The sequence below is a fragment of the Micromonospora cabrerizensis genome, from assembly GCF_022230955.1.
Taxonomy (GTDB): Bacteria; Actinomycetota; Actinomycetes; order Mycobacteriales; family Micromonosporaceae; genus Micromonospora; species Micromonospora cabrerizensis.
Map to the genome: position 1 here is coordinate 1 of NZ_JAKKFI010000093.1, position 22525 is coordinate 22525.

General features: G+C 72.5%; 21 protein-coding genes. 12 read left to right on the plus strand and 9 right to left on the minus strand.

Going from position 1 to position 22525, the window contains the following annotated elements:
- On the minus strand, positions 1-390 hold a 390-nt coding region (locus LADH09A_RS25045; RefSeq protein WP_238647947.1), incomplete at its 3' end, for a DUF1775 domain-containing protein.
- A 187-nt stretch (positions 391-577) separates the two neighbouring features.
- Here LADH09A_RS25045 and thrS point away from each other — a divergent pair.
- Positions 578-2587, plus strand: coding sequence for a threonine--tRNA ligase (gene thrS, locus LADH09A_RS25050; RefSeq protein WP_238647948.1), 2010 nt, complete (start codon positions 578-580; stop codon positions 2585-2587).
- A gap of 175 nt (positions 2588-2762) precedes the next feature.
- Here the strand turns inward: thrS and LADH09A_RS25055 are convergent, their stop codons facing one another.
- On the minus strand, positions 2763-3491 hold the full coding sequence (locus LADH09A_RS25055; RefSeq protein WP_238647949.1) for a D-Ala-D-Ala carboxypeptidase family metallohydrolase: 729 nt from the start codon (positions 3489-3491) through the stop codon (positions 2763-2765).
- 177 nt (positions 3492-3668) lie between these two features.
- Here LADH09A_RS25055 and LADH09A_RS25060 point away from each other — a divergent pair, with 177 nt between their 5' ends.
- Positions 3669-4181, plus strand: a complete 513-nt coding sequence (locus LADH09A_RS25060; protein WP_238648015.1) for an HIT family protein — start codon at positions 3669-3671, stop codon at positions 4179-4181.
- 34 nt (positions 4182-4215) lie between these two features.
- On the opposite strand, the gene LADH09A_RS25065 is transcribed toward LADH09A_RS25060, so the two are convergent.
- On the minus strand, positions 4216-4434 hold the full coding sequence (locus LADH09A_RS25065; protein ID WP_238647950.1) for a hypothetical protein: 219 nt from the start codon (positions 4432-4434) through the stop codon (positions 4216-4218).
- A 133-nt stretch (positions 4435-4567) separates the two neighbouring features.
- On the opposite strand from LADH09A_RS25065, the gene LADH09A_RS25070 reads away from it, so the two are divergent.
- A complete protein-coding gene (locus LADH09A_RS25070; protein ID WP_238647952.1) occupies positions 4568-5626 on the plus strand; it encodes an aldo/keto reductase in 1059 nt (352 codons plus the stop codon).
- 600 nt (positions 5627-6226) lie between these two features.
- Here the strand turns inward: LADH09A_RS25070 and LADH09A_RS25075 are convergent.
- Positions 6227-8380, minus strand: a complete 2154-nt coding sequence (locus LADH09A_RS25075; protein ID WP_238647953.1) for an elongation factor G-like protein EF-G2 — start codon at positions 8378-8380, stop codon at positions 6227-6229.
- Between the two features lie 251 nt (positions 8381-8631).
- Here LADH09A_RS25075 and pgsA point away from each other — a divergent pair, with 251 nt between their 5' ends.
- The 8 genes from pgsA to LADH09A_RS25115 all read left to right on the plus strand — a co-directional run bounded on the left by pgsA (position 8632) and on the right by LADH09A_RS25115 (position 15533).
- Positions 8632-9261: a phosphatidylinositol phosphate synthase gene (gene pgsA / locus LADH09A_RS25080; protein ID WP_238647955.1), complete on the plus strand. Its 630-nt coding sequence runs from the start codon at positions 8632-8634 to the stop codon at positions 9259-9261.
- A gap of 46 nt (positions 9262-9307) precedes the next feature.
- Positions 9308-10240, plus strand: coding sequence for a phosphatidylinositol mannoside acyltransferase (locus LADH09A_RS25085; protein WP_238647956.1), 933 nt, complete (start codon positions 9308-9310; stop codon positions 10238-10240).
- A gap of 57 nt (positions 10241-10297) precedes the next feature.
- Positions 10298-11458 carry a glycosyltransferase family 4 protein gene (locus tag LADH09A_RS25090; RefSeq protein WP_238647957.1) on the plus strand — a complete coding sequence of 387 codons (1161 nt, stop codon included), beginning with the start codon at positions 10298-10300 and terminating at the stop codon, positions 11456-11458.
- An 81-nt stretch (positions 11459-11539) separates the two neighbouring features.
- Entirely contained in the window at positions 11540-12043 is a 504-nt protein-coding gene (locus LADH09A_RS25095; RefSeq protein WP_238647958.1) for a hypothetical protein, read from the plus strand.
- A gap of 140 nt (positions 12044-12183) precedes the next feature.
- Positions 12184-13101, plus strand: coding sequence for a pyridoxal 5'-phosphate synthase lyase subunit PdxS (gene pdxS, locus LADH09A_RS25100; protein ID WP_308194685.1), 918 nt, complete (start codon positions 12184-12186; stop codon positions 13099-13101).
- A gap of 43 nt (positions 13102-13144) precedes the next feature.
- Positions 13145-13747 carry a pyridoxal 5'-phosphate synthase glutaminase subunit PdxT gene (gene pdxT, locus LADH09A_RS25105; RefSeq protein WP_238647959.1) on the plus strand — a complete coding sequence of 201 codons (603 nt, stop codon included), beginning with the start codon at positions 13145-13147 and terminating at the stop codon, positions 13745-13747.
- A gap of 262 nt (positions 13748-14009) precedes the next feature.
- Positions 14010-14762, plus strand: coding sequence for a YebC/PmpR family DNA-binding transcriptional regulator (locus tag LADH09A_RS25110; protein ID WP_088947365.1), 753 nt, complete (start codon positions 14010-14012; stop codon positions 14760-14762).
- Positions 14763-14912: 150 nt separating this feature from the next.
- Positions 14913-15533 (plus strand): ribonuclease FAU-1 family protein, encoded by a 621-nt coding sequence (locus LADH09A_RS25115; protein ID WP_238647960.1) that lies wholly within the window; start codon positions 14913-14915, stop codon positions 15531-15533.
- Positions 15534-15556: 23 nt separating this feature from the next.
- On the opposite strand, the gene LADH09A_RS25120 is transcribed toward LADH09A_RS25115, so the two are convergent.
- Complete coding sequence (locus tag LADH09A_RS25120) at positions 15557-16654, minus strand: RICIN domain-containing protein (RefSeq protein ID WP_238647961.1); 1098 nt, start codon at positions 16652-16654, stop codon at positions 15557-15559.
- Positions 16655-16907: 253 nt separating this feature from the next.
- On the opposite strand from LADH09A_RS25120, the gene LADH09A_RS25125 reads away from it, so the two are divergent.
- Complete coding sequence (locus LADH09A_RS25125) at positions 16908-18110, plus strand: helix-turn-helix domain-containing protein (RefSeq protein ID WP_238647962.1); 1203 nt, start codon at positions 16908-16910, stop codon at positions 18108-18110.
- 280 nt (positions 18111-18390) lie between these two features.
- Here LADH09A_RS25125 and LADH09A_RS25130 read toward each other — a convergent pair whose 3' ends face one another.
- The 4 genes from LADH09A_RS25130 to LADH09A_RS25145 all read right to left on the minus strand — a co-directional run bounded on the left by LADH09A_RS25130 (position 18391) and on the right by LADH09A_RS25145 (position 22477).
- Entirely contained in the window at positions 18391-19452 is a 1062-nt protein-coding gene (locus LADH09A_RS25130) for an ABC transporter permease (RefSeq protein WP_238647963.1), read from the minus strand.
- Positions 19449-20342: an ABC transporter ATP-binding protein gene (locus LADH09A_RS25135; RefSeq protein ID WP_238647964.1), complete on the minus strand. Its 894-nt coding sequence runs from the start codon at positions 20340-20342 to the stop codon at positions 19449-19451. Before LADH09A_RS25135 ends, LADH09A_RS25130 begins: the two co-directional genes overlap by 4 nt.
- Before the next feature lie 81 nt (positions 20343-20423).
- Complete coding sequence (locus LADH09A_RS25140; protein ID WP_238647965.1) at positions 20424-21143, minus strand: response regulator; 720 nt, start codon at positions 21141-21143, stop codon at positions 20424-20426.
- Positions 21140-22477, minus strand: coding sequence for a sensor histidine kinase (locus LADH09A_RS25145; RefSeq protein ID WP_238647966.1), 1338 nt, complete (start codon positions 22475-22477; stop codon positions 21140-21142). The genes LADH09A_RS25140 and LADH09A_RS25145 overlap by 4 nt, the downstream gene beginning before the upstream one ends.
- Between the last annotated feature and the right edge of the window lie 48 nt (positions 22478-22525).

Below are 22525 nucleotides of genomic sequence, written 5' to 3' on the forward strand. Positions count from 1 at the left end.
CCGGGCCGGCCCGGGATCGCTCTCGCCGACCCGGACCCAGGTCACCGCGGTGGTCACCGTGCTCACCCCGGAGGAGTGGATACCGGCCACCGGCTTGTCCAGGGTGCGGGAGCTGATCCGGGGCGCCCAGCCGTTCACCGACATCGGGTAGACCTCGGCGATCGGCGCGTCGGCCGGCAACCGGACCTCGATCTGGTTGGTCTTCGTGCCGGCCCGCTCCTCCGGCACGCTGAACTCCAGGCGTACGGCGTCGCCCTGCCGGGCCTCGGTCGGGGTGGTCGTCACGTCCACCGCGTGTGCCGTGCCGGGCCAGAGCAGCAGCCCGGCGGCGGTCAGCGCGGTCACCGCCGCGATCCGCCGTCGGCGCTCGCCGCCGTGCGTGCTCGCCATCTCGTGCCCCCATCCGTGTCCGCGCGGCCGGCACCGGTTCCGGCCACACCCAGTAGTTCGGCTCCGAGGTGCGAAAGGTTCAACGCGGCCGTGAGGAAGGTGCCGTTCCCGGTCGGGGACAGTGCGACCGATAGCATCGGCAGGAGCCGAGGATCGGCACCGTTTCGTACCACTTGGAGGAGTCACCGTGTCCGCACCCCGTACCCCCGCCGTGGCCGACCCTGTCGTCGTCGCCGCCGGGACCACGGCGGCCGACGCGGTGGCCGCGGCCGGACTGCCCGCGAACGGCCCCAAGGCGATCGTCGTGGTCCGCGACCCGCAGGGTCAGCTGCGCGACCTGGACTGGGCGCCGGCCGAGGAGACCGTCGTCGAGCCGGTCAGCCTGGACTCGCCCGACGGGCTGAACGTGCTGCGTCACTCCACCGCGCACGTGCTCGCCCAGGCCGTGCAGGACATCTTCCCCGAGGCCAAGCTGGGCATCGGCCCGCCCATCGAGAACGGCTTCTACTACGACTTCGACGTCGAGAAGCCGTTCCAGCCCGATGACCTCAGCAAGGTCGAGAAGCGCATGCAGGAGATCATCAAGTCCGGGCAGCGGTTCCGTCGTCGCCGCTTCGACAGCCTGGACGAGGCGCGCTCCGAGCTGGCCGACGAGCCGTTCAAGCTGGAGTTGATCGAGGTCAAGGGCGAGGGCCTGGACACCGACGAGGTCATGGAGGTGGGCGGCGGCGAGCTGACCATCTACGACAACCTCGACGCCAAGGAGGACAAGGTCTGCTGGTCGGACCTGTGCCGGGGCCCGCACCTGCCGACCACCCGCCTGATCGGCGCGTTCAAGCTGATGCGCTCGGCCGCCGCGTACTGGCGCGGGTCGGAGAAGAACCCCCAACTACAGCGGGTGTACGGCACCGCGTGGCCGACCCGCGACGAGCTCAAGGCGTACCTGAAGCTGTTGGAGGAGGCCGCCCGGCGCGACCACCGCAAGCTCGGCGCGGACCTCGACCTGTTCAGCTTCCCCGACGAGATCGGCTCCGGCCTGGCGGTCTTCCACCCCAAGGGCGGCATCATCCGCCGCGAGATGGAGCACTACTCCCGCCAGCGGCACGAGGCGGCGGGGTACGAGTTCGTCAACACCCCGCACATCACCAAGGCGCAGCTGTTCCAGACGTCCGGTCACCTGCCGTACTACGCGGACACCATGTTCCCGCCCATGCAGCTGGAGGGCGCGGACTACTACCTCAAGGCGATGAACTGCCCGATGCACAACCTGATCTTCAGGTCGCGCGGGCGGTCGTACCGGGAGCTGCCGCTGCGGATGTTCGAGTTCGGCACGGTCTACCGGTACGAGAAGTCCGGCGTCGTGCACGGCCTGACCCGGGTCCGTGGCCTGACCCAGGACGACTCGCACATCTACTGCACCCGTGAGCAGATGGCCGGTGAGCTGTCCGCGCTGCTCAGCTTCGTGCTGGACCTGTTGCGCGACTACGGCCTGGACGACTTCTACCTGGAGCTGTCGACCCGGGACGACTCGCCCAAGTTCATCGGGGCCGAGGAGGACTGGGCCGAGGCGACCGAGGCGCTGCGGACCGCCGCCGCGACCTCCGGCCTGGACCTGGTGCCCGACCCGGGCGGCGCGGCCTTCTACGGGCCGAAGATCTCGGTGCAGGCGCGGGACGCGATCGGCCGGACGTGGCAGATGTCCACCATCCAGGTCGACTTCAACCAGCCGGAGCGGTTCGGGTTGGAGTACCAGGCCGCCGACGGCACCCGCCAACGGCCCGTCATGATCCACCGAGCGCTGTTCGGGTCGATCGAGCGGTTCTTCGGGGTGCTCACCGAGCACTACGCGGGCGCTTTCCCGGCCTGGCTGGCGCCGGTGCAGGTGGTGGGCATCCCGATCCGGGAGGACCACACCGACTACCTGCACGGTTTCGTCGCGGCGCTGCGCGCCGAGGGGATCCGGGCGCAGGTGGACGCGGGCGACGACCGGATGCAGAAGAAGATCCGTACGGCGCAGCAGCAGAAGATCCCGTTCATGGTGATCGCCGGGGACGACGACGTGGCCGCCGGCACGGTCTCCTTCCGCTACCGCGACGGCTCCCAGCGCAACGGGGTGCCGGTCGCCGAGGCGGTGACCCACGTGCTGGACGTGGTCAGCTCCCGCACCAACGTCGGCCCCTCGGCCGCCGCGGAGTAACGCGGTCGCGCGGTGCCGCGTGGCGCGGCCCGCTCGCCGCATGATCGCGCTCGATCCAGGATGTAGTGGCCTCCCTACGCCAGGGAGGCCACTACTTCCATGTTCGAGCGCGATCTTCGCCCGGAGGCCGGCGCCCGCAGGTCGGACGCCGGCGCCCGGTGCCCGGGGTTGGGGGTCAGATGCCGCAGTTCGGTGCTGACCAGCCGCCGACCGCCGCCACGTGGGTGTGGTCGTTGTGGTCCGGGTAGCCGGGGCCGAGGATCTGCCCGAAGCCGTGGTAGCGGGCCTGCTGGGCCAGCCGGCAGAACGACGGGGACCCGACCAGGTCGACCCCGTCGCCGTAGAGGTGTCGGCTGTTCGACGCCCCGCCGACCGCGCTGTTGCAGGCGTAGCTGCGGAAGCTGCTGCTGATCGCGATGGAGACGTCGCCGAGGGCGTGCCGCATTGCCTGGAGTTTCCACATCGAGACGAGCGCGTTGAACCGCGCGGTGCTGGCCGAGACCGCGCCTCCGGCCCAGGTGCTGTTGCACTTGTTCAGCTCGGCGTAGCTGAAGTTGGCCGGTGTGCAGTCGTCGTCCTGGAGGGCGTAGAGCCGGTTGAACGTCTGCGGGCCGGCGATCCCGTCCGCGGGCAGTCCGTACGCCTGCTGGAAGCGGATCACCGCGGACCGGGTGGCCGGTCCGTACGCGCCGTCGAGGGTGAGCACGGCGGCGTAGCCGGGGTAGCCGGCGACCCGGATCTGGAGTTGTCGGACGTCCTCGCCGGATGCTCCCTGGGACAGGGTGCGTCCCCAGGTGTAGCAGCCGTCCGCCTGTGCGGCGCCGGCGGTGAGGGTGACGCCGGCCACTGTGGTGGCGGCGGTCAGGGCGAGTGCCGCGAGGAGCCGGCCGAGCCGTCGGATCATGAAGCCCTCCATCAATCCATGGAAGTTCTTGGATGCATGGAATCTTCAGGTTTCGACATTGATCCGTCAAGAACTTGCAGCAACGAGTTTTCCCGACAGCGGGTGTCGCGGCCCGCCCGGGTGGCTCCGTAGGATCGGCTCGTGACAGGGGCGGAACGGCACACGGACAGCGACGGCATGGCGGACGGCCTGGATCGGCTCTGGACGCCGCACCGGATGACCTACATCTCCGGCGAGGACCGCCCGGCCGAGGGCTACGAGAAGCCGACCGGCTGCCCGTTCTGCCTGGCCCCCAAACTGCCGCCGGAGGACAGCCTGGTGGTGGCCCGCGGCGAGCACGTCTTCGTGGTGCTCAACCTCTATCCGTACAACCCGGGGCACCTGCTGGTCTGCCCCTACCGGCACGTCGCCGACTACACCGACCTGGACGTGCCGGAGACCACCGAGCTGGCGTCGTACACCCAGACCGCGATGCGGGTGATCCGCAAGGTGAGCAACGCGCACGGCTTCAACCTGGGCATGAACCAGGGCGGGGTGGCCGGTGCCGGCATCGCCGCCCACCTGCACCAGCACGTGGTGCCGCGCTGGGGCGGCGACGCGAACTTCATGCCGGTGATCGGCCGCACCAAGGTCCTGCCGCAACTGCTCGGCGACACCCGCGACCTGCTGGCCCGCGCCTGGCCGTCCTGACCGCGGCCGGAGCGCGAGGGCCACGCCGGTCCGGCTAGCCGGCGCGCAGCAGCGGGGTCAGCTCCGGCCAGCTCTCCACCCGGTGTACGCGCGGCAGCAGCGCGGCGTGTGCGGCCACCTCCGCCGCGAGCGCGTCGAACGCCCCCTCGACGGCGGGAGTCCGCAGGTGGTGCGCGCCGAAGAAGGACGTGTCGGCGTCCCCGTCGGCCGGCTCGATGAGCACACCGCCGACGTCCACACCCAGCCGTCGCATGGCTCGATCACGCCGCACCACACCCGGGGGTGCGTGCCCGGCGGCGGGCGTCGACGGTGGCGCGGCCCGGCATCCGTCATTCCGCCTCGGGATCTGCTACGCCCCGACCCGGCGAAGGTGGCACGATCGGCCGATGGCAGTCACCACGCGGACGTTGGGACGCAGCGGCATCGAGGTCAGCGCCCTCGGCATGGGGTGCTGGGCGATCGGCGGCCCCTGGGCGGAGGGCGCCCAACCGCTGGGCTGGGGCGCGGTCGACGACGACGAGTCCGTGCGGGCCGTACGCCGGGCGCTGGAGGAGGGCATCACCCTCTTCGACACCGCCGACACGTACGGCGCCGGGCACAGCGAGCGGGTGCTCGGCCGAGCCCTCGCCGGCCGCCGGGACGAGGCCGTGATCGCCACCAAGTGGGGTTACACCTTCGACGAGGCGAGCCGACAGGCCACCGGGGAGGACGCGTCGCCCGCGTACCTGCGCCGGGCCGTCACGGCCTCGCTGCGCCGGCTGGGCACCGACCGGATCGACCTCTACCAGCTGCACCTGGCCGACCTGCCGGTGCCGCGGGCGCAGGCGCTCATCGGCAGCTGCGAGGACCTGGTCGCCGAGGGCCTGATCCGGGCGTACGGGTGGAGCACCGACCGCCCCGACCGGGCCACCGCCTTCGGGCACGCCGCCACCGGTGCCACCGCCGTGCAGCACACCCTGTCGGTGCTGCGGGACGCTCCCGAGCTGCTCGCCGTCTGCGACAAGTACGACCTGGCCAGCGTCAACCGGGGCCCGCTGGGAATGGGGCTGCTCACCGGCAAGTACTCGTCCGGGTCGACCCTGCCCCGCGACGACGTACGCGGGTTGGCTCCCGGCTGGCTGGAGTGGTTCCGTGGTGGTCGGCCCGCGCCGGAGTGGCTGCGCCGGGTCGGCGCGGTCCGCGAGGCGCTCACCGCCGACGGGCGCACCCTCGCCCAGGGTGCGCTGGGCTGGATCTGGGCCCGCAGCGGTCGCACCATCCCGATCCCCGGCTGCCGTACGGTCGCCCAGGTCGAGGAAAACGCCGCCGCCCTGCACCGGGGCCCGTTGCCGGCGGACCAGTTCGTCGAGGTGGAGCGCCAGCTGGCCGCTCTGCGGACCGCCGCCCTCCGCGACGCCGACCGCCCCCACTGGCCCCCGCCCACGCACCCCACCATCCACCCCTGAGCGGGGCATCCGTACCCGTTCGGTCCGTGCTGCCGTTCCGTCCCGGACTCGGGTGACCACCCCACTTGTGAGTGTGGCCTCCTGTAGAGCTGCCCCGTATCTGGGGCGCGGTGGCCTGTTGCAGTGTGGTGGCCTGTGAGGCTGCGGTGTGCCCGGGGCGGCGGCCGCGGCGCGCGGGTAGAGCTGCCCCGCATCTGGGGCGCGGTGGCCTGTTGCAGTGTGGTGGCCTGTGGGGCTGCGGTGTGCCCGGGGCGGCGGCCGCGGCGCGCAGGTAGAGCTGCCCCGTATCTGGGGCGCGGTGGCCTGTTGCAATGTGGTGGCCTGTGAAGCTGCGGTGTGCCCGGGGCGGCGGCCGCGGCGCGCGGGTAGAGCTGCCCCGCATCTGGGGCGCGCTGGCCTGTTGCAGTGTGGTGGCCTGTGAGGCTGCGGTGTGCCCGGGGCGGCGGTCCCGGCGCGCGGGTAGAGCTGCCCCGTATCTGGGGCAGCTCTACAGGGCGCGTGACATGCCATGCCAACCCGCCGCACCGCCCTGTCGATCACGAGTAGTGGTGCCTCGCAGATCGTGGGCTTCGGGCTTCGGGCTCCGGGCGGGGCGTGAGGTCAGGGGGTTTGTTCCTTGCGGATCTGGTCGGCCAGGTGGGTGGGCATGGGGTCGTGCCGGACGAAGTGGCGGCGGAAGGTGCCGGTGCCGGCGGTCATCGAGCGCAGCTCGACGGCGTAGCGCAGCAGCTCGGTGGCCGGCACCTCGGCGCGGACGAGGGTGCGGCCCTCGGTGTCCGGGTCCGGTTCGGTGCCGAGCACCCGGCCGCGCCGGCTGGACAGGTCGCCCAGCACGGGGCCCACCGACCCGTCGGGCACCCGGATGGTGACCTCGTCGATCGGCTCCAGCAGCGCCGGCTGGGCACGGTCGGCGGCGTCGCGCAGGGCCAGCGCGCCGGCGGTCTGGAAGGCCGCGTCGGAGGAGTCGACGCTGTGCGCCTTGCCGTCGACCAGGGTGACCCGCAGGTCCACCACCGGGTGGCCGGCGACCAGGCCTCGGTCGAGCTGGGCGCGGACGCCCTTCTCGACCGAGGGGACGTAGTTGTGCGGCACCGCGCCGCCGACGACCCGGTCGACGAACTCGAAGCCGCTGCCCGGGGGGAGGGGCTCGACCTCGATGTCGCAGACCGCGTACTGGCCGTGGCCGCCGGACTGCTTGACGTGCCGTCCGTGCCCCTTCGCGGTCACGGTCAGCGTCTCGCGCAGCGACACCTTGACCGGCTCGGTGTCCAGTTCGACGCCGCCGGCGCGCAGCCGGTCGAGCACCACGTCGGCGTGTGCCTCACCCATGCACCAGAGCACCAGCTGGTGGGTCTCCGGGTTGCGCTCCAGCCGCAGGGTGGGATCGCCGGCGACCAGGCGGGCGAGGTTGCGGGCCAGGGCGTCCTCGTCGGCGCGGCTGTGGGCGACGACCGCCACCGGCAGCAGCGGTTCCGGCATCTCCCAGGGTGCGATCAGCAGCGGTTCGTCCCGGGCGGAGATGGTGTCGCCGGTCTCGGCGCTGCCCGACTTGGTGATCGCGCAGATGTCGCCGGCCACGCAGAGCGGCACCTCCCGCAGGGTGGCGCCCAGCGGGGTGAAGATGTGCGCGACCCGCTCGTCGGCGTCGTGGTCGGGGTGCCCGCGTTCGGCCATGCCGTGACCGGAGACGTGCACGGTCTGGTCGGGGCGCAGCGTGCCGGAGAAGACCCGGACCAGCGAGACCCGGCCGACGTGGCGGTCGATGGTGGTCTTGACGACCTCCGCGACGAGCGGCCCGGCCGGGTCGCAGGTCAGCGGCGGACGCGGCGAGCCGTCCACGCCGGTCACCGCCGGCAACTCGTGCTCCAGCGGCGACGGGAACGCGGCGGTCAGCACCTCCAACAGCACGTCCAGCCCGACGCCGGTCTCGGCGCAGACCGGCACCACCGGGTAGAAGTGGCCCCGGGCGACGGCCTTCTCCAGGTCGTCGATGAGCACCTCGGTGCTGATCTCCTCGCCGTCGAGGTAGCGGTCCATGAGGGTCTCGTCCTCGCTCTCGGCGATGATCCCCTCGATCAGCTCGTCACGGGACTCGTCGATGGCCCGCTGGTGCTCCGGGTCGGGATCGCGGACGTCGGCGGGAAGCCCGGCGGAGTAGTCGAAGACCCGGCGGGTGATCAGGCCGAGCAGACCCTCGGTGGACACGCCGTCGTCGCCGAGCATCGGCAGGTAGAGCGGCATCACGTTGTCGCCGAAGAGGCGCTGGCAGAGCGCCACCGTCTCGTCGACGTCGGCGCGGGGCTGGTCCAGTCGGGCCACCGCGACCGCGCGGGGCATGTCGACGGCTGCGCACTCCTCCCACAGCGCGACGGTGGCCGCGTCCATGCCGCCCGCCGCGGAGACGACGAAGAGCGCGGCGTCGGCGGCCCGCAGGCCGGCGCGCAGCTCGCCGACGAAGTCCGCGTACCCGGGGGTGTCCAGCAGGTTGACCTTGATGCCGTTGTGCAGCAGCGGGGCGCAGGACAGGCTGACCGAGCGCTGCTGGCGGACGGCTGCGGGGTCGTGGTCGCCGACCGTGGTGCCGTCGACGACGCTGCCGGCCCGGCTGATCGTGCCGGTGGCCGCGAGCAGGGCCTCGACCAGTGTCGTCTTGCCTGCTCCGGAGTGCCCGACGAGCACCACGTTGCGGACGCGCTCGGGCTCGGTCAGCACCGGCGTACCGCCGGTGGAACCCTTCTCATGCTTCTGCGCCATGGGGCGCACCTCCCTCAGCCGGTGGTGGGTGGCGACCGCCGCGCGAGGTGGAAGCGGCCCGGGGCGAGAGCGCGGCGATATCCTCCGGTGGTCTGCTGCACAGTGGGAACGGGACGGGCGGACGGGTGAGCTGGCTCACCTCCCGGCTCGATCTCACACCCCTTGTCGGGTAGGCACAAGCCTCTCGCAGGCGGGTCGGCGGGACCGGCCGTATCGGCGGAGCTGGGCGGACCGTTATCGTGGGGACCGCCATGGCGAAGATCTTCCAAGTGTCGGCCCGCGCGGGGATGACCCGCGTCGTCGAGCCGATTGCCCGCGCCCTTCTGCGCGCCGGCGTCACCCCCAATGCCGTCACCGTCGCGGGCACCGTTGGTGTGCTCGTCGGCGCGCTCGGCCTCGGTGCCCGCGGCCATCTGGTCGCGGGCGCGTTGATCGTCACCCTGTTCGCGCTGACCGACCTGCTCGACGGGACGATGGCCCGGATGAGCGGTGGCTCCACCAGGTTCGGCGCGTTCCTCGACTCGAGCATGGACCGGGTCGCCGACAGCGCCGTCTTCGGCGCGGTCGCGTACTGGCTGGCCACGCAGGGCAACTACTCCGGGGTGGCTGCCGCGTTGGTCTGCCTGGCCGCCGGCAGCCTGGTCTCCTACGTGAAGGCTCGCGCCGAAGGGCTCGGCATGACCTGCAACGTGGGCATCGCCGAGCGCACCGAGCGGCTGCTGATCGTCGGGGTCGGCGGCATCCTCACCGGCCTGAACGTGAAGCCGGCGCTGGAGATCGCGCTCTGGCTGCTCGCCGCGGTCTCGATCTTCACGGTGGGGCAGCGGATGGCGCACGTCTACCGCCAGGCCCAGCAGCTCCAGCCGGACGGTCAGGCGTGAGCGGCGCGGTGGCGACCCGGCGACGGACGACCGCCGGCCGGGCCGCGTGAACCTCACCGAGCTCGGCTACGTCGCCGGCTGGCGGGTGGTCCGCGCGTTACCCCGGCCGCTGGTGGCGGCGGCGTTCCAGGCGGGCGCGGACCGCGCCCACCGCCGCCCGGGCGGGGGTACGGCCCGACTGCGCGCGAACCTGCGCCGGGTGGTCGGGCCGGAGCTGCCCGACGCCGAGCTGGACGACCTCGTCAAGCGGGGGCTCCGCTCGTACGCCCGGTACTGGATGGAGGCGTTCCGGCTGCCCGCGTTGAGTCGGACGCAGATCCTGTCCGGCTTCCGGCTCGACGGCGCCGAGCTGCTCGCCGCCGACGTGGCCGCCGGTCGGGGCGCCGTGGTGGCGCTGCCGCACGCCGGCAACTGGGACGCCGCGGGCGCCTGGGTGGCGGCCACCGGTTGGCCGATCACCACCGTCATGGAGCGACTCAAGCCAGAGGGTGTCTACGAGCGTTTCATCGCCTTCCGGAGCGGTCTGGGGATGGAGATCCTGCCGACCCACGGCGGGCCGCGTCCGGCGTTCGACGTGCTGCTGGACCGGGTACGTGCCGGTGCGGTGGTGCCCCTGCTGGCCGACCGGGACCTCTCCGCACGTGGGGTGGAGGTGGACTTCTTCGGCGGGAAGACCCGGATGCCGGCGGGGCCCGCCCTGCTGGCGCTGCACACCGGAGCGCCGCTGTACGTGGCCTCGATGTGGTACGAGCCGGACGCCGCGTGCGCGTCGCTCGCCGGCCCGCTGCCGGTGCCGGGGCCCGAGGTGGGGCCCCTGGACCAGCGGGTGCGGTCGCTGACCCAGCTGATCGCCGACCGTCTGGCGGCGGGCATCGCCCGGCATCCGGAAGACTGGCACATGTTGCAGCGGATGTGGCTGGACCAGCGGAGGGCGGGGGACGGCACGGAGCTGCCCTCGTCGACCTCCGGTCAGGCCTGAGGGGTGGTGGGCACGGTGGGATGGTGTCCCACGGTCACGGGCAGGGGGCGCTGACGTATGCGGATCGGCATCGTGTGCCCGTACTCCTTCGACGTCCCCGGCGGCGTGCAGAACCACGTCATGGACCTCGCCGAGGCCCTGATCTCGCTCGGCCACGAGGTCAGCGTGCTCGCCCCGGCCGACGAGGATTCGCCGCTGCCGGCGTACGTGGTGTCCGCCGGCCGGGCCGTGCCGCTGCCGTACAACGGCTCGGTGGCCCGGATCGCGTTCGGCCCGGTCTCGACCGCCCGGGTCCGGCGGTGGCTCACCAACGGGGACTTCGACGTGCTGCACGTGCACGAGCCGCTCACGTTGAGCCTGTCGCTGCTGGCGGTGCTCTCCGCCCGCGGCCCGGTGGTGGCCACGTTCCACACCGCGATGACCCGTTCGCGGGTGTTGGCGGCGGCGCAGGGTGTGCTCCAGATCGTGTTGGAGCGGATCACCGCCCGGATCGCGGTCAGCGCGCTGGCCCGCAAGGTGCAGGTCGAGCACATGGACGGCGGTGCGGTGGAGATTCCCAACGGGGTGGCGGTGGCGAAGTTCGCCGACGCCGAGCCGTTGCCGGGCTGGCCGGGTGAGTGCGTCCCGGGCACCGGCGGCACGCTGGGCTTCCTGGGCCGGTTCACCGAGGCACGCAAGGGCTTCCCGGTGCTGCGTGACGCGTTCGTGGCGCTCGCCGCCACCAGGCCGGGGCTACGGCTGCTCGTCGCCGGCCCGGGTGATCCCGACGACCTGTACGACCAGTTCCCGACCGACCTGCACGAGCGCGTCACGTTCCTCGGCCTGGTCACCGAACCGGACAAGGCGCGGATGTTGCGCAGTGTGCACCTGTACGTGGCACCGAACACCGGCGGCGAGTCGTTCGGCATGATCCTGACCGAGGCGTTGGCGGCCGGTACGACAGTTGTCGCCAGCGACCTGGACGCGTTCCGGCGGGTGCTCGACGGCGGGCGCGCGGGCCGGCTCTTTCCCACCGGTGACCCGGTGGGACTGCGCGACGCCCTGGCCGAGTTGCTGGACGACCCGGCGGGGCGGACCGCTCTGACCGCCTGCGGGGACCAGGTGGTGGCGAATTTCGACTGGCCCGTGGTTGCTCGCCGCGTTCTGGAGGTATACGCAGCGGCGATCGAAGCAACCGACGGGCGGGTCATCGACCAGGAATGGGTGGGGCTGGGCTGACCGGTGTGACGGATGATGCGGCGGCGACCGGTTGTCCGGCCTGACCGCACCCACTCGGAGCTGAAACGGAGCAGCACTACGATGCCGCACATGTGGTGGGTGGTGGCCGCGAGCGTGGTCGTGGGGCTGGTCGCGGCGTACCTCATCTGGACCGCCGGCCGGGTCGAGAGGTTGCAGGGCCGTGCGGAGCTGGCAGCCCGGGCTCTCGATGCCCACCTGCTGCGCCGGGCGGCCGCGGCGGCCGTGCTGGCCGAGCGGCGCTTCGGCGTGGAGCTGTACGCGGCGTCGCGGATCGCCCTGGACGCCAGCCCGGACGAGCGGGAGGCGGCGGAGAACGACCTGACCCGGCAGCTCCGTTCCGTCCGGTTGGATCCGGGCGATCCGGACTGTGGGGCGGTCATCGCCGCCAGTCGTCGGCTCGCGCTGTCCCGCCAGGTGCACACCGACCTGGTGCGGGACGCCCGTTCGGCGCGCAGCCGACCGTTGGTGCGGTTGTTGCGGATGGGGCGGGGCCGGGAGTGGCCGCGCTACTTCGACATCGACGACCCGACCCTGGCGGTGCCCGCGGACGTGCCCGCGAACTGACCGGAGGTGGTCGCCGGTGGGGCGGTGACCAGCGCCACAGGGCAGGCCACCGGGGGTCTGATTGGCTGTCGGTGCGGCGTTGACCCGCGCGTAGCATTTTCGCTGCCACCCCCAACAGCCCCTCCAAGGAGCGATGACCCGTGCCCGAAAACGCCGTCTCGAACACCGGTACCGCCCCCGTCGTCGGCACCGCCCGCGTCAAGCGCGGCATGGCCGAGATGCTCAAGGGCGGCGTGATCATGGACGTGGTCAACGCCGAACAGGCCAAGATCGCTGAGGACGCCGGCGCCGTCGCGGTGATGGCCCTGGAGCGGGTGCCCGCCGATATCCGCGCGCAGGGCGGGGTGTCCCGGATGAGCGACCCCGACATGATCGACGGGATCATCGAGGCGGTCTCCATCCCGGTGATGGCCAAGGCCCGCATCGGTCACTTCGTCGAGGCGCGGATCCTCCAGTCGCTCGGCGTCGACTACGTCGACGAGTCCGAGGTGCTGACCCCGGCCGACTACGCGAACCACATCGACAAGTGGGCGTTCACCGTGCCCTTCGTCTGCGGCGCGACCAACCTGGGCGAGGCGCTGCGCCGGATCACCGAGGGCGCGGCCATGATCCGCTCCAAGGGTGAGGCCGGCACCGGCGACGTCTCCAACGCCACCACCCACATGCGGAAGATCCGCCAGGAGATCGCCCGGCTGTCCTCGCTGCCGGCCGACGAGCTGTACGTCGCGGCCAAGGAGCTGCAGGCCCCGTACGAGCTGGTCAAGGAGGTCGCCGAGAGCGGCAAGCTGCCGGTGGTGCTGTTCACCGCGGGCGGGATCGCCACTCCGGCCGACGCGGCGATGATGATGCAGCTCGGCGCGGAGGGCGTCTTCGTCGGCTCCGGCATCTTCAAGGCCGGCAACCCGGCCCAGCGGGCCGCCGCGATCGTCAAGGCCACCACCTTCCACGACGACCCGGACGTGTTGGCGAAGGTCTCCCGCGGTCTCGGCGAGGCGATGGTCGGCATCAACGTCGACGAGATCCCGCAGCCGCACCGCCTGGCCGAGCGCGGCTGGTGAGCGCTCGTTCGGGCGGCGTGCCGCGGAGAGGGACGGTGCGAACGTGACGGCACCCGTGATCGGTGTGCTCGCGCTTCAGGGCGACGTCCGTGAGCACGTGGCGGCGCTGGCCGCGGCGGGCGCGGACGCCCGCCCGGTCCGCCGTCCGGCGGAGCTGGACGTGGTCGACGGCCTGGTCGTTCCCGGCGGGGAGTCCACCACGATGAGCAAGCTCGCCGACATCTTCGAGATGCGCGAGCCGATCGACAAGCGGATCGCCGACGGTATGCCGGCCTACGGCTCCTGCGCGGGCATGATCATGCTGGCGACCGAGGTGCTCGACGGCCGACCGGACCAGCGGGGCTTCGCCGGCATCGACATGACCGTCCGGCGCAACGCGTTCGGTCGGCAGGTCGACTCGTTCGAGGCGCCGGTGGAGATCACCGGGGTGTCGGGGGATCCGTTCCACGCGGTGTTCATCCGCGCGCCCTGGGTCGAGCGGGTCGGTGCCGGCGTCCAGGTGATCGGAACGGTGACCGGTGGCCCGGCCGCCGACCGGATCGTGGCCGTCCGGCAGGGCAACCTGCTGGCCACCTCGTTCCACCCGGAGCTGACCGGTGACCTGCGCGTGCACGCGTACTTCGTGGACCTGGTGCGGGCTGCCTGAGCGGTCCGGCCATGCTGCCCGGGCATGTTCTCCGCCCCCGCGTGGTTGTCCTTCGGGTGGCCTGGGCGCCCCGGCGGCACCCCGAGCCGGTGCCGGATGTGACACGCCCGGGTGTGACCTCGGTAAGATTGCCGCGGTTCGGCAGGGCCGTCGCCCGGCGCGGCATTTCCCGCGGAGCCGACCGGCCGCCGGACCGCCGGATGCGGCGCGTAATTCGGTGCGGCAGTCGATGCAGGCGTGGAATGACAGACGGAGGTAGAAGATGTCCGGCCACTCAAAGTGGGCGACGACCAAGCACAAGAAGGCCGTCATCGACGCCAAGCGCGGCAAGATGTTCGCCAAGCTGATCAAGAACGTCGAGGTGGCCGCGCGGATCGGTGGCGGCGACCCCACCGGCAACCCGACGCTCTTCGACGCGATCCAGAAGGCGAAGAAGAGCTCGGTGCCGAACGACAACATCGACCGCGCCGTCAAGCGCGGCTCCGGCCTGGAGGCCGGCGGCGCCGACTGGCAGACGATCATGTATGAGGGGTACGGCCCGAACGGCGTGGCCATGCTCATCGAGTGCCTCACCGACAACCGCAACCGGGCGGCCACCGAGGTTCGTACCGCGCTGACCCGCAACGGCGGCTCGCTCGCCGACGCCGGCTCGGTGTCGTACATGTTCTCCCGCAAGGGCGTGGTGATCGTGCCCAAGGAGGGCACCAGCGAGGACGACGTGATGATGGCCGTCCTCGACGCCGGCGCCGAGGAGGTCAACGATCTCGGTGAGGCGTACGAGGTGGTCTCCGAGCCGACCGACCTGGTCCCGGTGCGGACGGCGCTGCAGGACGCCGGCATCGAGTACGAGTCGGCGGAGTCCTCCCTGATCCCCAGCATGAACATCCCGCTGGACGAAGAGGGCGCCCGCAAGATCTTCAAGCTGATCGACGTGCTGGAAGACTGCGACGACGTGCAGAACGTCTACGCGAACTTCGACATCAGCGACGACGTGATGGCGGCGGTCGACGCCTGAGGGGCAGCGCCCGCTCGCCGGTGTGCCGCGCCCGACTCGGGCCTTTGTCGACCCGGAGTCACGGGGGTCGGGGTGTCCCTCGCGCTGGGGCACCCGACCCCCGCACGGTCGGGCTGACCAGGCGACGGCGTCGAACGTGGAGGTGGGAGAGTGGCGGCAGACCGGTTCGCGCCCGGTGACACGGTGGTGCGCCGAGAGGTGCTGCGGGGCGAGGTGTGGTTCGGCTGCCCGACGATCTGCGTCGAGGACTCGCCCGACCTGCTCGCCCTCTACCTCCCGCCGGGGGCCGAGTTCGGCTTCCCGGACACCGGTGTCTTTCCCTGTGGACGGCACCCGTGGGAGACCGCCGGGCACCGCTCCTGGTCGGGGCACGGCAAGCTGATGCTGCAACGCCCCGGCGAGGCGCACTCGGTCGACGTGTTCTGGACGGGGCCGGGGCGCGACTTCGCCGGCTGGTACTTCAACCTCCAGGACCCGGTGCGGCGTACGCCGATCGGGGTGGACACCCTCGACCACGAGCTGGACCTGTGGTGGGGCGCGGACGCCGACCGGTACGCCTGGAAGGACGTGGAGATGTTCGCCCAGCGCCTCGTCGAGGGGCGCTACCCCGGGATGGCCGACGCGATCCAGGCCGAGGGTGACCGGATCGCGGCGCTGCTCGACGCGGGCGAGCGTTGGTGGGACCCGGCGTGGGCACGATGGCAGCCTGACCCGGCCTGGTCGGCACCACCGCTACCCGCCGGCTGGGACCAGGTGCCGCCCGCCCGCTGAGCAGCCCGCCGAGCCGCCGGGTGTCAGCGTGCCGGCAGCGCGTCGATGAGGAACACCTGGTCCGGACCGTTCGTGCACGGCTCGACCAGCGCCTCGGCCGACACCTCGGTGTCGTCGTCCCGAAGCCCCACGCAGAGGTCCGTACGGGTGGGTCGGATGCGGTACGAGGTCGGCACGGACCCGGTCGGCTCGAAGCGGAACAGCTGGGACGGGTTGCTCTGGGCGCACTTCGACACGGGTTCGAGCATGTTCCGGCCCGGGTCCTCGCCCCGGACGGTGAGGCAGCCGGGCCCGTGCTCCGGGTGGTTCCACTTGATGAAGTACAGCCCGCCGGCAGCCGGCTCCACATAGGTGTCCGGCGGGGTGGCCTCGGCGCAGGAGATCTGGACCGCCACCTGACTCCCGTACTCGCCGGTGCGGTCTCGCCCCTCGGAGACGCAGAGTTGCGGGCTGCGGGCGGGGCGGATCTGGCTGAGGAGCGCGTCCGGCCCGATGGTCGGGCTGGCGCTGGCCTCCGGCGAGGCCGACGGATTTCCAGCTGCCGACGACTCTCGCTGCTCGTCGTCGGGTCGCTGCATCCAGACGCCCACGCCCAGCGCGGCCAGCAGGACGCCGACGAGCAGCACCAGCGGCACCGGCCGGGCGAACCAGCGCGCTCGGGCGGCGCTCGCGCCTCCCACCCTCGTGGCGTCGGATGGTCGGAGGTCGGGGACGGTGCTGTCGTCGGCGGGCCGGTCGTCGGGGGCGGTGTCGTCGACGGTCTGGTGGTCGCCTGTGGTGCTGTGGTCGGGTGTGGTGCCGTCGGCTGGCTGGCGGTCCGGCGCGGGCGACGTCGGCGCGTAGGTGCCCACCGCGAGCCGGTGCCGCGCCCGCAGCCACGTCTCCACCTGATCCTCCGCGCCGCAGGCCCGGACGAACGCGGCCACCACCTCGGGGCGCGGCAGGGTGGATCGGCGCAGAATGTCGGCGGCGGTGCTGCGGGCCAGCACGTCGCCGGTCGCCGCCGCGCGCTGCTCCAACTGTCGGTACGTGAGTCGCGACCGGTCCTTGAGCCGGCGCAGCAGGTCGACGAACTCGGCTGGGTCGGTCGCCTCGTCCGGTCGGAGCTCCCCCGTGGTCATCGCACGATTGTCCAGAAACCGACGGCGTGGCGGCAAGTTGGCCCAGGGTGACTGTCCGGGATGGCCGGACAAGATCCGGACAAGCCGCCCTGAGCTGCCCGGACATTGCACCGCGCTGACCAGGGCATTGTTCTCTCCGACGGGCTTATCTACCGTCGGTTCTCGATGGCCGCACCGTTGTTCGGTGTGCGGCCAGGGGGTTTCGGCGGGCGCCGAAGCGGGCCCGAGGACATCAACGACACGGGGAGATCTGATGGATGACGCTGCCTGGGATCAGCTGACGCAGGTGGCTACGGCGGGGGAGTACGTCGCGCTGCTCCGGGACGTGCGTCGGCGTTCCGGTCTGACCTACCGGGAGATCGCCAGACTGGCCTCGGCGGCGGGGCACTGGCTACCGCCGAGCACTCTCGCCACGATGCTGGGTCGGACCACCCTGCCCCGGGAACGCACCGTCGTGGCCCTGCTGGTGGCCTGCGGCACGACAGCGGCCGATGTGGAGCGGTGGGTCGAGGCGCGCCGGGACATCGAGGCCCGCCTCGGCGAGCGGGATCGATGGGAGAACCACGTGATCTCGCCCGCCTCGTCGCCACCCGCCGCCCCCCAGCTGGCCGTGGACGGCGAACCGGCCGCGAACGGCGAGTCGGCCGCGTACGGCGAACCGGGCACGAACGGCGAGCCGGCCGCGCACAGCGGACCGACCGCGCACAGCCGAACGGCCGCGCACGGCGAACCGGTCGTGAACGGCCGACCGGTCGCGCACGGCGGACCGGCCGGGAGCGTCGTCGTCCCGGTCCGGCCGGCGCTGCCGCGAGCCACCGCCCCCTGGCCGACCCGCCGTTGGCTTCGGCTCGCGGTGCTCGCCGTGCTCGGCGTGCTGATGGTCGGGGCGTCCGGGGTGCTGCTTCCCGGTGCCGCGGCCACCGTCGACAGCTCGCCGTCCGACGGCTGCCCCCTGGTCCTGCGCCAGGGCATGTACGGCCCGTGTGTGCTGGACCTCCAGGAGCGTCTGGTGGCGGGCGGACTGAACGTGCGCGTGGACGGCTGGTTCGGCCCGGACACCACCGGCCGGCTGATCGTCTTCCAGGCGTTCGGTGGTCTGCCGGTCAACGGCACGGCGGACCGGCGGGTGCTCGACGAGCTGTCGGGCGCGACGAAGGTGCCGCCCACCTGGACGGAGGACCGGATCGGCAAGGAGCTGCGGCGGGTCTTCCCGGAGGACCCGGGTGCGGCGGTGCAGCTGGCGCGTTGCCTGTCCGGGTTGGACCCGTACCGCGTGGAGATCGCCGGGGACGGGTCGCGGCGCTGGGGGCTGTTCCAGTTCAGCGACACGGAGTTGTCCCGGCTGGGCGTCGATCGACGGGCGGCGTTGGAACCGGGTTGGAGCATCGGAGCGGCCCGGCACGTCTGGTCGAGTACCGGCGATCTCAGCCACTGGCGCTGCGATCCGTCGTCGTGACACGTGCTGCTCCCCGTCCGGCACCGAGACCGGACGGGGAGCACCACCCCCGTTCCACCGGGTGACAACGCCGGGCCGCAGTCGGTGGGCCGTTCGTGTGGTCATCGAGAGCCCCTCCCGCCCGGGACCGGCGACGACCAGGTCACTGCCGGAAGATGGACTGACCGTAGGGGCGTTCGCGCCGTTCGCACCCACCGAACAGGGGTCGGCACGGTGTCGAACACCGGCGGGCGCCGACGTCCGAGCAGGACACCGGCGCCCGCCTGGGCGAAGCGTCGGCTCAGCCGATCGTCTCCCGCTCCCGCCAGGCGGTACGCAGGGAGGTCCGGCCGTTGGTGCGCAGCAGCGACCCCTCGTACACGCGTGCACCGGCCAGCAGGAAGGCACCGGCGGCGAGCAGCAGGATGACCAGCGAGACGAACGGTTCCCAACCGGCCGCGTCACCGGTGAACAGCCGCAGTGGCATGGCCGTGGGTGACGAGAACGGCAGGTAGGACAGCACCCGCATCGCGGTGTCGTTGTCGTTCAGGAAGATCACCGCGAAGAAGGGCAGCATCACGGCGAGCTGCACCGGCGTAGAGACGGCACCGATGTCCTCCTGCCGGTTGGCCAGCGCGCCGGCCGCCGCCCACATCGCCGCGAGCAGCACGAAACCGAGCAGGAAGAACGGCACGAACCAGCCGATCGCTGGGGCGAGCAGGCTGAACAGCCCGCCGCTGTCGCCGATCTGCAGCCCGATCACCGCCACCACCGCGATCAACGCGATCTGCGCGAACGCCAGGATGGCGCCGGCCACCACCTTGCCGGCCAACAGGGCCCGGACCGGTACGGCGGCGACCAGGATCTCCACGATCCGGGTCTGCTTCTCCTCGATGACGCTCTGCGCGATCTGCAGACCGAACGTCTGTGAGGTGATGAAGAAGACGAACGCGAAGACGAACGGCACCAGGAACGCCACCACGGGGTCGACCGCGTCCGGGTCGAGCAGGTGGACGGTCGGCTGGGTGCTCAGGGCGTTCACCACGTCGTCGGGGGCGTCGTCCATGGCCAGGACGGCCGGTCCGGCGACCACTGCGGCGTCCACGTCGTCGTCGCGGACAGCCTGCTCGGCGGCCCGGTCGTCGGGGACCACCCGGACCTCCAGGCCGGCCGCGCGCAGCGGGCCGGCCGCGCTCTCGGTCACCGCGACGGTGGACGGCCCACCGGAGAGCAACGGCGGCAGGATGGTGCCGGCCGCCGCGATCAGCAGGAAGAAGAGCGTGCCGAACAGGAAGGTGCGGTCGCGGAGCTTGACGCGGATCTCGCGTTCGGCGACCAGCCGGGCGGCCTGGGTGACGTTCACTGGGTGACCTCTCGGAAGATCTCGGTGAGCGAGGGGCTGACCGGTCGGAAGGCGCGGACCGGGCCGCGGGCGAGGGCCGCCTGGAGGACGGGCTGGTCGTCGGTGCCGGCCGGCAGGTCGAAGACCGCTCGGGGGCCGTCCAGCTCGACCAGGGTCACCCCGGGGTGGTCGCGTACCCAGCCGGCGTCGCCGTCCACCACCAGCTCGTAGCGGGGCACGGTGTACGAGTCGCGCAGCTGCTGCCGGCTGCCGGCGGCCCGGATCACCCCGTCCCCGATGATCACCAGGTCGTCGCAGAGGCGCTCCACGACGTCGAGCTGGTGGCTGGAGAAGAGCACCGGCGCCCCGGCCGAGGCCCGCTCCCGCAGCACGGTGACGATGTTCTCCACGGCCAGCGGGTCGAGGCCGGAGAACGGCTCGTCGAGCACCAGCACCTCGGGGTCGTGCACCAGCGCGGCCGCGATCTGCGCACGTTGCTGGTTGCCCAGCGACAGCGTCTCCAGGAGGTCGTCCCCGCGTTCACCGAGCCCGACGCGTTCCAGCAGCGCGTCGGTGGCACGCCGTGCCGCGGCGGCGTCCAGGCCGTGCAGCCGCCCGAGGTAGGCGACCTGCTCGCGGGTGGTCATCTTCGGGTAGAGGCCGCGCTCCTCCGGCATGTAACCGAAGCGCCGGCGGTCCTGCCGGGTCAGGGGCGTGCCGCCCCAGCTCACCTCGCCGGCGTCGGCGGAGAGCACACCCAGGATGATCCGCATGGTGGTGGTCTTGCCGGCGCCGTTGGCGCCCACGAAGCCGGTCATCCGGCCGGCGGCCACCTCGAAGGACACGTTCTTGAGTACCTGCCGGTCGCCGAAACTGCGGTCGACGCCGTCGAGGCGAAGCGTTCTGGTCACGTACCCACGCTAGATCGAATGCGGCGCCACGCCGTCCGTCCGACGGCTGACCGGGTGGGTCCGCCCTGCGGCGGACGATGGTCACCCGCCGGGCCGGACCACCCCGTTCTCGTACGCGAACACCACCGCCTGGACCCGGTCGCGCAGGCCCAGTTTGGCCAGCACCCGGCTCACGTGCGTCTTCACCGTCGCCTCGCCCAGGTGGATGCTCGCGGCGATCTCCGCGTTGCTCGACCCGCCGGCGAGCAGCACCAGCACCTCCCGTTCGCGTGGGGTCAGCCCGGCCAGCGCGGCGTCGGCGTCCGGGCCCCGGTGGGCGGTGCCCGCCGGGTCACCGGGACGGGCGAACGTGGAGATCACCCGCCGGGTGATCTCCGGGGCGAGCAGGCCGTCGCCCCTGGCCAGCACGCGAATCGCCTCGATCAGCTCCTCCGGGGTGCCGTTCTTGAGGAGGAAGCCGCTGGCCCCGGCCCGCAGCGCGGCGAAGAGATAGTCGTCGCGGTCGAAGGTCGTGAGGATCAGCACCGCCGGCCCAGCGGGCCCGTCGGCGGTGATCTGCCGGGTGGCCTCCAGGCCGTCCATCCCGGGCATCTCCACGTCCATGAGTACGACGTCCGGGCGGGTGGCTCGGGTCATGGCGACGGCCCGTTCGCCGTCGGCGGCCTCGCCGACCACCTCGATGTCGTCCTCCACCTCGAGGATGACCCGGAAGCCGGTGCGGACGAGGTGCTGGTCGTCGGCGAGCAGCACCCGGACGGTCGGAACCTCGGCCGACGTCGCGCCGGCTGGTGCGGCGCTCATGCCGAGAGCGTCGTGTCGACGGCCGGCTGCCGCTCGTCGCCCGGCGTTCGCTGCGCGCCGACCGGCGGGTCCGCCGGTGCCGGCAGTGGGAAACGGGCGCGTACCCGCCAACCGCCACCCGAGCGCGGCCCGGCCTCCAGGTCGCCGTCGTGTGCGGTGACCCGTTCCTGCATTCCGATCAGGCCCAGCCCCAGGGTGTCGGCCCCGCGCCCGGCCCGTCCGTCGTCGGTCACGTCGACCTCCACCTCGCGCGCCAGGTACCGGACCCGCACGTCCACCACGTTCGCCCCGGCGTGCTTCAGGGTGTTCGTCACCGCCTCCTGTGTCACCCGGTAGGCGGCCTGCGAGACCGACTCGGGCAACGCGACCGCGTCGCCGTACACCCCGAGGGTTGCCGTCAGGCCGGCGGCTCGGGCCCGCTCGACCAGCTCGCCGATCCGTTCGACGCCGCCGGCCGCCGGCGGCTCGGCGTCGGCGCTGGCGGAGGCCCGCAGCACGCCGAGCATCCGACGCAGCTCGTCGACGGCGGTGCGGGCGCTCTGCTCGATGGCGGTGAGTGCCGTGCGGGCCTTGCCCGGGTCGCGGTCGAACACCCGGCGGCAGGCGGACGCCTGCACCCCCATCACCGACACGTGGTGGGCGACCACGTCGTGCAACTCCCGGGCGATCCGGACCCGTTCGCCGAGCACCGCCCGTTCCCGGGCCTCGGCCTGCGACCGGCGCAGGTCCTCGGCCTGGGTCCGCAGCTCGTGCTCGCGGCGCGCGGCCACCCAGGCCGTCTCGCCGAAGAAGTACGCGAAACCGAAGACCAGCACGTTGACCAGGACGCCGGTGACCATCGCGGCGAGCACCGGTGGCACCGGCCCGACGGCGTCGGCGAAGGCGCCGGGCGGGATGTGGTCGATGGTCACCGCGTAGTAGATCCCCAACCAGGCGAACATCGTGGCGATCACGCCGATCCGCAGCCGGCGGGACCGTTGCCGGTCCTGTCCCCAGGCGCCCACCGTGTAGAGGGCGCAGAACAGGGCCCACGCGGAGAACTGGGTCTCCGGGGCAGACCGCGCCTGCGCGGCGATGAACGCCACCGAGATGATCAGCAGGGTCGCGGCCGGCCAGCGCCGTCGCCAGACCAGCGGCAGGGTCACCGCGACGGTCCAGAACAGCTGCTCCGGCCCGGACGGCGGCGGACCCAGCATGAACGCTCCGGTGCTGCGGGCCAGGGTGAGGCTCACCAGGGCCAGCGCGGTCACCCCGAGGCCGAGCCAGAGGTCCACGCGGCGCTGCTCGGCCGTCGGGCCGGGGCGACGCCAGTCCTCTCGCGATGCCGTGGTCATCCAGGAACGATGCCACGGCACCCCCGGTGCCCGTCTACCGGGCGGGCC

Coding starts and splice junctions, on each gene's coding strand:
- LADH09A_RS25055 (WP_238647949.1), bottom strand. CDS start 3,491: ATGATCCGACGGCTCGGCCGGCTCCTCGCGGCACTCGCCCTGACCGCC.
- LADH09A_RS25060 (WP_238648015.1), top strand. CDS start 3,669: ATGGCGGACGGCCTGGATCGGCTCTGGACGCCGCACCGGATGACCTAC.
- LADH09A_RS25065 (WP_238647950.1), bottom strand. CDS start 4,434: ATGCGACGGCTGGGTGTGGACGTCGGCGGTGTGCTCATCGAGCCGGCC.
- LADH09A_RS25070 (WP_238647952.1), top strand. CDS start 4,568: ATGGCAGTCACCACGCGGACGTTGGGACGCAGCGGCATCGAGGTCAGC.
- LADH09A_RS25075 (WP_238647953.1), bottom strand. CDS start 8,380: ATGGCGCAGAAGCATGAGAAGGGTTCCACCGGCGGTACGCCGGTGCTG.
- pgsA (WP_238647955.1), top strand. CDS start 8,632: ATGGCGAAGATCTTCCAAGTGTCGGCCCGCGCGGGGATGACCCGCGTC.
- LADH09A_RS25090 (WP_238647957.1), top strand. CDS start 10,298: ATGCGGATCGGCATCGTGTGCCCGTACTCCTTCGACGTCCCCGGCGGC.
- LADH09A_RS25095 (WP_238647958.1), top strand. CDS start 11,540: ATGCCGCACATGTGGTGGGTGGTGGCCGCGAGCGTGGTCGTGGGGCTG.
- LADH09A_RS25110 (WP_088947365.1), top strand. CDS start 14,010: ATGTCCGGCCACTCAAAGTGGGCGACGACCAAGCACAAGAAGGCCGTC.
- LADH09A_RS25120 (WP_238647961.1), bottom strand. CDS start 16,654: ATGACCACGGGGGAGCTCCGACCGGACGAGGCGACCGACCCAGCCGAG.
- LADH09A_RS25125 (WP_238647962.1), top strand. CDS start 16,908: ATGGATGACGCTGCCTGGGATCAGCTGACGCAGGTGGCTACGGCGGGG.
- LADH09A_RS25140 (WP_238647965.1), bottom strand. CDS start 21,143: ATGAGCGCCGCACCAGCCGGCGCGACGTCGGCCGAGGTTCCGACCGTC.
- LADH09A_RS25145 (WP_238647966.1), bottom strand. CDS start 22,477: ATGACCACGGCATCGCGAGAGGACTGGCGTCGCCCCGGCCCGACGGCC.